Origin of the sequence: Agreia sp. (assembly GCF_964263775.1) — a bacterium.
Lineage (GTDB): Bacteria > Actinomycetota > Actinomycetes > Actinomycetales > Microbacteriaceae > Agreia.
Window position 1 is genome coordinate 1 of the sequence record NZ_CAXVWM010000071.1, and the last position, 8,293, is coordinate 8,293.

The 8,293-nt window shown below is 67.2% G+C and carries 8 protein-coding genes and 1 pseudogene; 2 read left to right on the forward strand and 7 right to left on the reverse strand.

Going from position 1 to position 8,293, the window contains the following annotated elements:
* The 5 genes and pseudogenes from ACE5CZ_RS05920 to ACE5CZ_RS05940 all read right to left on the reverse strand — a co-directional run.
* The coding region (locus ACE5CZ_RS05920; RefSeq protein ID WP_374946410.1) for a LemA family protein at window positions 1-380 on the reverse strand (380 nt) is incomplete at its 3' end.
* A 53-nt stretch (window positions 381-433) separates the two neighbouring features.
* Window positions 434-1,165 carry an esterase/lipase family protein gene (locus ACE5CZ_RS05925; RefSeq protein ID WP_374946411.1) on the reverse strand — a complete coding sequence of 244 codons (732 nt, stop codon included), beginning with the start codon at window positions 1,163-1,165 and terminating at the stop codon, window positions 434-436.
* Between the two features lie 18 nt (window positions 1,166-1,183).
* Window positions 1,184-2,365, reverse strand: a pseudogene (locus tag ACE5CZ_RS05930) (glycoside hydrolase family 1 protein); the annotation flags it as partial.
* 129 nt (window positions 2,366-2,494) lie between these two features.
* A complete protein-coding gene (locus ACE5CZ_RS05935) occupies window positions 2,495-2,890 on the reverse strand; it encodes a fluoride efflux transporter FluC (RefSeq protein ID WP_374946412.1) in 396 nt (131 codons plus the stop codon).
* The gene (locus tag ACE5CZ_RS05940; RefSeq protein WP_374946413.1) at window positions 2,887-3,330 is read right to left on the reverse strand and encodes a fluoride efflux transporter FluC; all 444 of its coding nucleotides are present in this window, start codon (window positions 3,328-3,330) and stop codon (window positions 2,887-2,889) included. Before ACE5CZ_RS05940 ends, ACE5CZ_RS05935 begins: the two co-directional genes overlap by 4 nt.
* A gap of 79 nt (window positions 3,331-3,409) precedes the next feature.
* On the opposite strand from ACE5CZ_RS05940, the gene ACE5CZ_RS05945 reads away from it, so the two are divergent.
* Entirely contained in the window at window positions 3,410-5,542 is a 2,133-nt protein-coding gene (locus ACE5CZ_RS05945; RefSeq protein WP_374946414.1) for a RecQ family ATP-dependent DNA helicase, read from the forward strand.
* A 10-nt stretch (window positions 5,543-5,552) separates the two neighbouring features.
* A complete protein-coding gene (locus ACE5CZ_RS05950) occupies window positions 5,553-7,118 on the forward strand; it encodes a deoxyguanosinetriphosphate triphosphohydrolase family protein (protein ID WP_374946415.1) in 1,566 nt (521 codons plus the stop codon).
* A 24-nt stretch (window positions 7,119-7,142) separates the two neighbouring features.
* Here ACE5CZ_RS05950 and ACE5CZ_RS05955 read toward each other — a convergent pair whose 3' ends face one another.
* Together ACE5CZ_RS05955 and ACE5CZ_RS05960 are read right to left on the reverse strand one after the other, a co-directional pair.
* Window positions 7,143-7,856 (reverse strand): GAF and ANTAR domain-containing protein, encoded by a 714-nt coding sequence (locus ACE5CZ_RS05955; RefSeq protein ID WP_374946416.1) that lies wholly within the window; start codon window positions 7,854-7,856, stop codon window positions 7,143-7,145.
* Between the two features lie 40 nt (window positions 7,857-7,896).
* The coding region (locus ACE5CZ_RS05960) for an ANTAR domain-containing protein (protein ID WP_374946417.1) at window positions 7,897-8,293 on the reverse strand (397 nt) is incomplete at its 5' end.

The window sequence follows — 8,293 nt, forward strand, 5'->3', positions numbered from 1 at the left end:
AGCTCGGCCTGCAACTGCAAAAAGTTCTGGCTCGCCTGCAACTGGGGATAGGCCTCGGCCACGGCGAAGATGCTCTTGAGCGCGGTCTGCATGTGGGTCTCGGCGACGGATGCGTCGACCGGGCCCCGTGCCTGCAGGGTCTCGGCGCGCGCGGCCGTGACCGACTCGAAGACGCTCTTCTCGTGTGCCGCGTATCCCTTGACGCTCTCGATGAGGTTGGGAATCAGGTCGGCGCGACGTTTCAGCTGAACGGTGATGTCGCTCCACGCCTCGTCGACACGCACCTTGAGGGTGACGAGGGAATTGTAGGTGGCCCAGAGATAGATCCCGAAGATGAACACGAGGACGACGACGATGATTACCGGGATCAGCCATTCCATGCGTTCACTATAAGCCAGCCCCCACTTCACGCCATTCGCCGTGGAGGAAGCTCTCAGAGATCGAACGCCTCAGGTGCGCGGTGCGTACGTGGCAGTGCGGCGACGGCACGGAGCGCCTCGGCGATGACGAGAGGCTCGGCGAGCACCCGGAAGTGCCCGCTCAGCGGCAGTGCGATGTTCGTCGCGCCGGCGAGCTCGCTGCCGCGTGGAATGTGGGTGTCGAAATACGGGTAGATCGACACGATGTGCTCGTTGATCAGCTTCTCTGCTGTCAGCGCAGCGATGCTGCCCCGGCCCGGCGCGAACTCGCGCAGCGGTCGTGTGAGCGGCAGCCTCGACAGGGTCGACCCCTGGAACGGCGACGCGATGGCCACGACGCCCGCGACGCGTCGATCGGGGTCGTCGAACGCGAGCACGTGCTTGCCGATCAGCCCCCCTTTGCTGTGCGCCACGATCACCACGTCGGTGAGGTCGCGCTCGCGCAGCACGGCGCCGGCCAGGCGCGCGGCCTCGGGAATCGGGATGCTGTTGCGCTGCAGCCGCGGCACGATGAAGCACGGGTGCCCGGCGTCATTCAGCGCCTGGGCGACGGGGAGCAGGTATTCCCACCGCTCGTAGACACCCGGAATCAGCAGGACCGGCCGCTTGTCGCCCTGTTCGAAGGGCACGGGATCGGGCCGGGACCGTGCGCTGCGACTCTCCGACCGGAGGGCGTAGGCGTAGTCGCCGATCCAGACGCCCGCGCGTTCGCGAAGCGTTCGGGGCGCGCGGAGGCGGGGCGACATGCCCGCAATCCTAGGCGTCTAGAGTCGACGGTCCCCCGCGAGCGCCTGCATCCAGCGAAACGAGTCCTTCGGCGTGCGCTCCTCGGTGGCGAAGTCGACGTGCACGAGTCCGAAGCGCTGGCTGTATCCGGCGGCCCATTCGAAGCCGTCGAGCAGCGTCTTCACGAAGTACCCCCTGAGGTCGACAGTTTCCGCGACGCCGCCCGGTGCGGTCGATCGGAGCGCGGCCTCGAGGTGACGGGACAGGTAGTCGATGCGCCTCGGGTCGGCGACCACCCGCTCGCCTGTGCGCTCATCGAGCACGAGCGACTCGGGAAAGCTCGCTCCCCCTTCGTTGATGATGACCGGCGGCAGCGCCGATCCGTATCTCTGCCCCAGCTCGGCCAGCGTCGTCTCGAGAAATTCGGGAGCGATCGGCCAGCCGAACCCGGTGGTCGGGAACTCGGGCCAGGGAGCCAGGTGGAACGGCAGCGACGCCATGGCCTCCGACTCTCCGTCGAAAGACGCCGCTCGACCTGCCCCGGCCGCTATTCGCGTGGGGGCGTAATAGTCGAGGCCGTAGAAGTCGATCGGCTGCGAGATGAGCGCCAGGTCACGGGAGTCGACGTCGGTCACGGGCTTGAGCACGGCGCGAAAATCATCGAGCGGCTCCGGATAATGCCCGAGCAGCACCGGATCGGCGAAGATGCGGTTGTGCAGCACATCGAACAGCCACGCGAACGCGGTGTCCTCGTCGGACGACGTGGCCGGGGTCGTGGGTGTGTGCACGTTGGTGATGCCCACGAGGCCGTTCACACCGGCGCCACGAAGGCCCTCGACTGCGTACCCGTGCCCGAGCAGCAGGTTGTGCGCCACGGTAAGTGCGTCGAACAGCAGCGTCTCCCCCGGCGCGTGGATGCCCAACGCGTAGCCGTCGAGCATCACCATCGCCGGCTCGTTCACCGTGACCCACCGGTCGACCCGGTCGCCGAACCGTTCGCCGAGAAGAAAGGCGAGTTCGCCGAGTCGACGAGCCGTGTCGCGCGACCTCCAGCCGCCGGCCAGTTCGAGCGGCGTGTCCCAGTGAAAGAGCGTCGCCATCGGACTGATGCCGTCGGAGAGCAGTCGGTCGAGGAGGCGGTCGTAGAAGGCGATGCCCTGTTCGTTCAGTCGGCCCGAGCCGCCCGGCTGCACCCGCGGCCACGAGATCGAGAAGCGATACGCGTCGACCCCTGCTCGTCATTCTCCGAGTACTCGATTCAGGTAGGGGTTCGCGAACACGTGCTCGGGATCGAGTCTCGCAGGTCGGAGAAATACTTCGTATGCATGTTGCCCCACTGCGGGCCCCGCTCAGGCGGACAGCAGCACGCCCAGCGCGTAGCCGGCCACCGCGAGCGCGAGGCCAACGGCCAGATTCAGCACGCACGAGACCGCGGCCGTACGCCATCGGCCGCACCGCGCCAGCGTGACGGTCTCGACGCTGAACGTGCTGAATGTGGTGAGTCCGCCCGCCACACCTGTGATGAGCACGAGCCGCACATCTGCCGACATTGCCGACGTCGCTGCGAGTCCTGCCGCGAAACCCGCGAGCGCAGAGCCCACGGCGTTCACGAGCAACACGGCCCAGGGAAAGCGTCGGAGCCCTGAGGAGGCGGGGCGCGCGGCCACGACGACGCCGACGAGGTAGCGGAGAACTGCCGCGACGCCGCCCGCAGCGACGACCACGAGAGCGAGAAGGGGCGTCACTCGGCGACCTCGGCGTTCGTGTCGCGACGCGGATCATCGCAACGCGGCCCGGCGCCCCGCGCGCCCACACGGAGCCCCACGAACGCAGCACCGAAGCCCAGGAGCAACGTCGCGGCGAGATAGATCACGGCGAGAACGACCTGGGACGGAGACGAGGCCGCGAGGAGTACGAGGGCGAGTATCACGGCCGAGAACGTCGTGAACGATCCGAGAACACCCGGCCCGATAGCCGCCTTCACGACCGTCGAGACATCTCGACTGAACAGGCCGCCTGTCAGCCATCCGAGAACGAACGACCCGATAACGTTGATGACGAGCGTGCTGGCGGGAAACTGTTCGTCGGCGTGGGGAACGACCTCATCGAGTGCGAGCCGAAGGGCGGTTCCCACGATTCCGCCGAGAAAGACGGCGACGAGGTGGGTCGGGAGACGGTTCTTCACAGAGGGGAGGCTACCCGAGTTCTGCCTCGGAACGGCGCGAGCGTCGTGCGGTGTCGGCGGTGGGTGGCAGGCTCGAGTCATGACGTCATCTGAGACTCCGCAGACCGCGATCGACATTCTGCGCTCGCTCGTCGGTCGAGACGATGCCGAGTTCCACGACGGGCAGCGCGAGGCCATCGACGCCCTGGTCGCAGACCGCAGTCGCGCGTTGGTCGTGCAACGCACCGGATGGGGCAAGTCCGCCGTCTACTTCATCGCGACTCTGCTGCTGCGGCAACGCGGCGCGGGGCCGACCATCCTCGTGTCGCCCCTGCTCGCCCTGATGCGCGACCAGGTTGCGGCCGCCGCCCGCGCGGGCGTCACGGCCGCCAGTCTCAACTCGGCCAATACACACGAGTGGGATTCGATCAGGGAACGGCTCTCCCGCAACGAGATCGACGTGCTGCTTGTCTCTCCCGAGCGACTCAACAACCCCCGCTTCCGCGACGAGCAGCTTCCCGAACTCGTGCGCCGCACGGGGCTCCTCGTCGTCGACGAGGCGCACTGCATCTCCGACTGGGGCCACGACTTCCGCCCCGACTACCGTCGCCTGCGCACACTCATCGCCGAGCTCCCCCCGCAGGTTCCGGTGCTGGCCACGACCGCCACAGCCAACTCCCGGGTGGTCGCCGATGTCGCCGAGCAGCTCAGCGTCGACTCGCAGGGCTCAGACACCAACGCCGTCGTCACGATTCGAGGTCCGCTCGCTCGCGCATCGCTGCGACTCGGAGCCCTCAGACTGCCCGATTCGAAGGCCCGGCTCGGATGGCTGCTGACCCACCTCGGCCAGATGCAGGGCAGCGGCATCATCTACGCGCTCACGGTGTCGGCCGCCGAAGACACGGCGCGGCTCCTGCGCGAGGCCGGCCACGAGGTGCTGGCCTACACCGGCCGCACCGACCCGGCCGACCGCGAGGCGGCGGAGGCGAAACTCAAAGGCAACGAGGTCAAAGCTCTCGTCGCCACGAGCGCGCTCGGCATGGGCTTCGACAAGCCCGACCTCGGATTCGTCATCCACCTCGGAGCCCCCTCGTCTCCCGTGGCGTACTACCAACAGGTCGGCCGGGCGGGTCGCGCCACCGCCAACGCCGACGTACTACTGCTTCCGGGCCGAGAAGATCCCGAGATCTGGCACTACTTCGCCACGGCGTCCATGCCCGACGACCGACGCGCCCGCGCCGTGCTCGACGCGCTCGACGCCGAATCCGGCCCCCTGTCCACACCGGCGCTCGAGGCCCTCGTCGACCTCAGAAGAACGCCTCTCGAGCTGTTGCTCAAGGTGCTCGACGTCGACGGCGCGGTGTCGAAGGTACAGGGCGGGTGGCGCTCGACTCACCGGCCCTGGGTCTACGACGCCGAACGCTATGAGCGCATCGCCGCAGAGCGGGTGCTCGAGCAGCAGTCGATGCTCGACTACGAGACCACCACGGGCTGTCGCATGGAGTTTCTGCAGCGTGCACTCGACGATCCGACGGCCGCGCCGTGCGGCCGCTGCGACAACTGCACCAGCGCCTGGTACGACAGTTCGGTCGCGTCCGGCGACCAGGCCACTGCCCAGACCGCGCTCCAGCGGGTCGGGGCGGTCATCGAGCCGCGCACCCAATGGCCGACCGGCGCCTCCGAGCGTGGTGTCGCAGTGAAGGGTCGCATCGCCGTCGACGAGCGCGTCGAGCCTGGCCGCGCACTTGCCCGGCTCACCGACCTCGGCTGGGGTGGAACGCTGCGACAGCTCTTCGCGGCAGGCGCACCCGACGAACCCGCGAGCCCCGCACTCATCCAGGCCTGCGCGAAGGTACTGGGCGAATGGCCGTGGAGCGAACGACCCGTCGCCATCGTGAGCATGCCGTCGAGGCGCAGGCCCGTACTCGTGCAATCGATAGCCGAGGGCCTGTCCGGCCTCGGCCGGCTCCCCCACCTCGGCTCCCTCGATCTCGTCGGTGGCGGCCCCGACGGAGCCCCCGGGGGCAACAGCGTCTACCGTCTCTCGTCTATCTGGCAGCGCATCGAGGTCGGCCCCTCGTTGGCGTCTCAGTTCGACACTCTTGCGGGCCGGCCGGTGCTGCTCGTCGACGACCTCGTCGACAGCAGATGGACCATGACGGTCGCGGGGCGCGAATTGCGCCGACACGGCGCGGGGAGTGTGCTGCCCTTCGCCCTCGCCCTGCAGATGTAACCTCGGTCAGATGAGCACCGCAGACGAACTGCAGAACACCTCTGAGGCACGTACCAGGCGGCGTATCCCCGAGCAGCTCGACGATCTCGAGCGCATCGAGCCCCAGCCCGACTTCAGGGTCGACCTCGAACGCATCCGGTTCTCGCCGTATTTCTCACGCCTGTCAGCGGTCACGCAGGTCATCTCGCAGGCCGGCGCGGGTCCGGTCATCCATAATCGACTCACCCACTCCGTCAAGGTCACAGCGGTGGCCCGATCGATCGCCGTGATGCTTGAACAAGATCCCGGCGACACGGGGCGACTCGTGCGCGAACTCGGCGGCTGCGATCCCGTCGTCGTTCAAGCCGCCGCGAGCGCCCACGACCTGGGGCACCCTCCTTTCGGCCATCTCGGTGAACAGGTGCTCGATCGGCTCGCTCGCGAACGGTTAGGCCTGTCGGAGGGCTTCGAAGGCAACGCGCAGACCTTCCGCATCCTCACCGAGCTCGACGCCTGCGACGCCACCGAGCAGGGTCTCAACCTCACCACCGCCGTTCGGGCCGGAGTACTCAAGTACCCCTGGCTGCGCGCCGATTGGCAATCACGGGTGCGCACCGACATGCCCGACGGCATGCCGCGGGGCGTCGGCTCCCAGCGCAACGGCGGAGCAGACAAATTCTCCGCCTACACGCTCGACGCTCAGGAGTTACGCGAGGCGCAGGCGGCGTTCCCCGAGATCGGCGAGTGGCGTCAGACCGTCGAATGCTCGGTCATGGACATCGCAGACGACATCGCGTATTCGATCCACGACCTCGACGACTTCTACCGCGCCGGCGTCCTGCAGCAGGCCTCTGTCTCCGCCGAGCTGCGCAGCTGGCTCCGCGACCAGTCACGCCTGTCGCGCCTCGACGAGCCATCGCTCGAATCGAGCGCCCGCACGCCCGGCCACGCCCTCGAGTTGGTGCGTCGACGCATCCACAACCGTGACGCGTGGAACGCGTCCGACGACGCGTTCCGGGTCGCCGTGCAGAGGGTCAGCGAAGATCTGGGAGACGGCCTCCTCTCCGTTCCGTTCGACGGGTCGATGAAAGCCGAGCGGGCCATCTCGTCGTTCACCCGCAGTTGGATCAACCGCCTTCAGCGGTCGATCGTCGTGGAACGCGACCCGCATGTGAGAAGCGCACACGTGCGGCTCGGCCAACAAGCCTGGCACGACGTCGTCGTGCTCAAGTTCGTGCACACGCGTTTTGTTCTCGACAGACCCGATCTGGCGACCTACCAGCGCGGCCAGGGCCGCGTGCTCGAGACGCTCGTCGAGGGCTTCAGCGCCTGGTTGTCCGACGAAGACGACGCGCCCCGCGCTCCGCGACGGCTGGTCGAGCTCGTGCAGGTGGCGACGGCCGGATACTTCCGTCTCAGGGCAGACTCTTCCGAGCTGCTCGGCGATCGTGTCGACGACGAGAGTCTCATCGCGCGGGGGCGGGGCCGTGGAATTGTCGACTACATCGCATCGCTCACCGACAGCCAGGCCATGAGTGTGGCGTCACTCATCAGTGGCACCTCAGAGCACCTGTGGGAGGGCGGAACAGGCATCTGAGCCCGATCAGAATCGTCTGGTCGCTCAGATCTCGAGGCGGCGCTCGACGATGCCGCGGGCCACATCCTGCAAGCGGGCACCGCTCGCCCGGGCATGGTTGCGCAGCAGGGCGAACGCAGCATTCATGTCGAGCGCATGAGTCTGCGCGAGCACCCCCTTCGCCTGCTCGATCAGCACGCGGCTGTCGAGGGCGCGCTGCAGTTGCACGCGGGCCACATCGCTCTCGTGCAGCGCACGTTGGTGCAGGATGCCGATGGTCGCGATGTCGGCAAGGCCTCGGGCGACAGCGATGTCGTCGTCAGGAAGCGTTCCGAGAGACGTGCGAAAGAGATTGAGGCTTCCGATGTTCTCTCCGCGCAGTTGCATGGGAATGCAGTGCACGGAACGGTAGCCCTGGGCCAATGCATCACGGGAGAACACGGGCCAGACTTCGGAGACTTCTTCGACGTCGGGCACGACGATGACCTCACCCGTGCGATAGGCCTCGATGCAGGGACCGGCGCCATCGCGCAGCTGCATGAGTTCGACGAGGCGACTCTCTTCACTCGTCGACGCGAGGACCTCGAGATTTCCGGCGTCGTCGGCGAGGGTGAGACCTGCGGCCGACGCGTCGAGCAAGTCGGCGCAGGTGTCTGTGAGCGTGTGCAGCAGATCGAGCACGTCGTAATCGGCGACGAGCGTGTCTGCGAGCGTCACGAATGCGGCAGTGAGCCGGGCCTCTCGCGTCGTACTCACCATAGCCTCCACTCTAACTTCGGCCGTAGGCGAGGGTACCTTGTCATGCCATCTCCTCAGAGAAAACGAGGTTTCGATCGACGATGTCGCGGGATACGTCGAGTACGGAACGACCCGTTGAAAAGGCGTGGGCGCGAATGAGAAGGGCCGCGTTTGACGCGGGCACCCCCATTTGTTCCAGCACCATCCCGGTGGCCTGATGAAATTCTCGTCGAGAAGATTCGAGGGCGTCGTCGCGCGAATCCTCTTCTGAGTCCTGGTCGTCGAGGACACGGCGAAGCACCTGCCACGCGGCGAACCCCGCGAGCGTCACGGCGTCTGCAACATCGGCATCGTCGAGCCGGGCCGGATCTTCTGTGTAAAGGTCGACCGCGCCGATTCCGAGCGACCCCACCGCGAGCGGAAAGGCGAAGATTCCTGCAACGCGCTCGTCGCTCAGA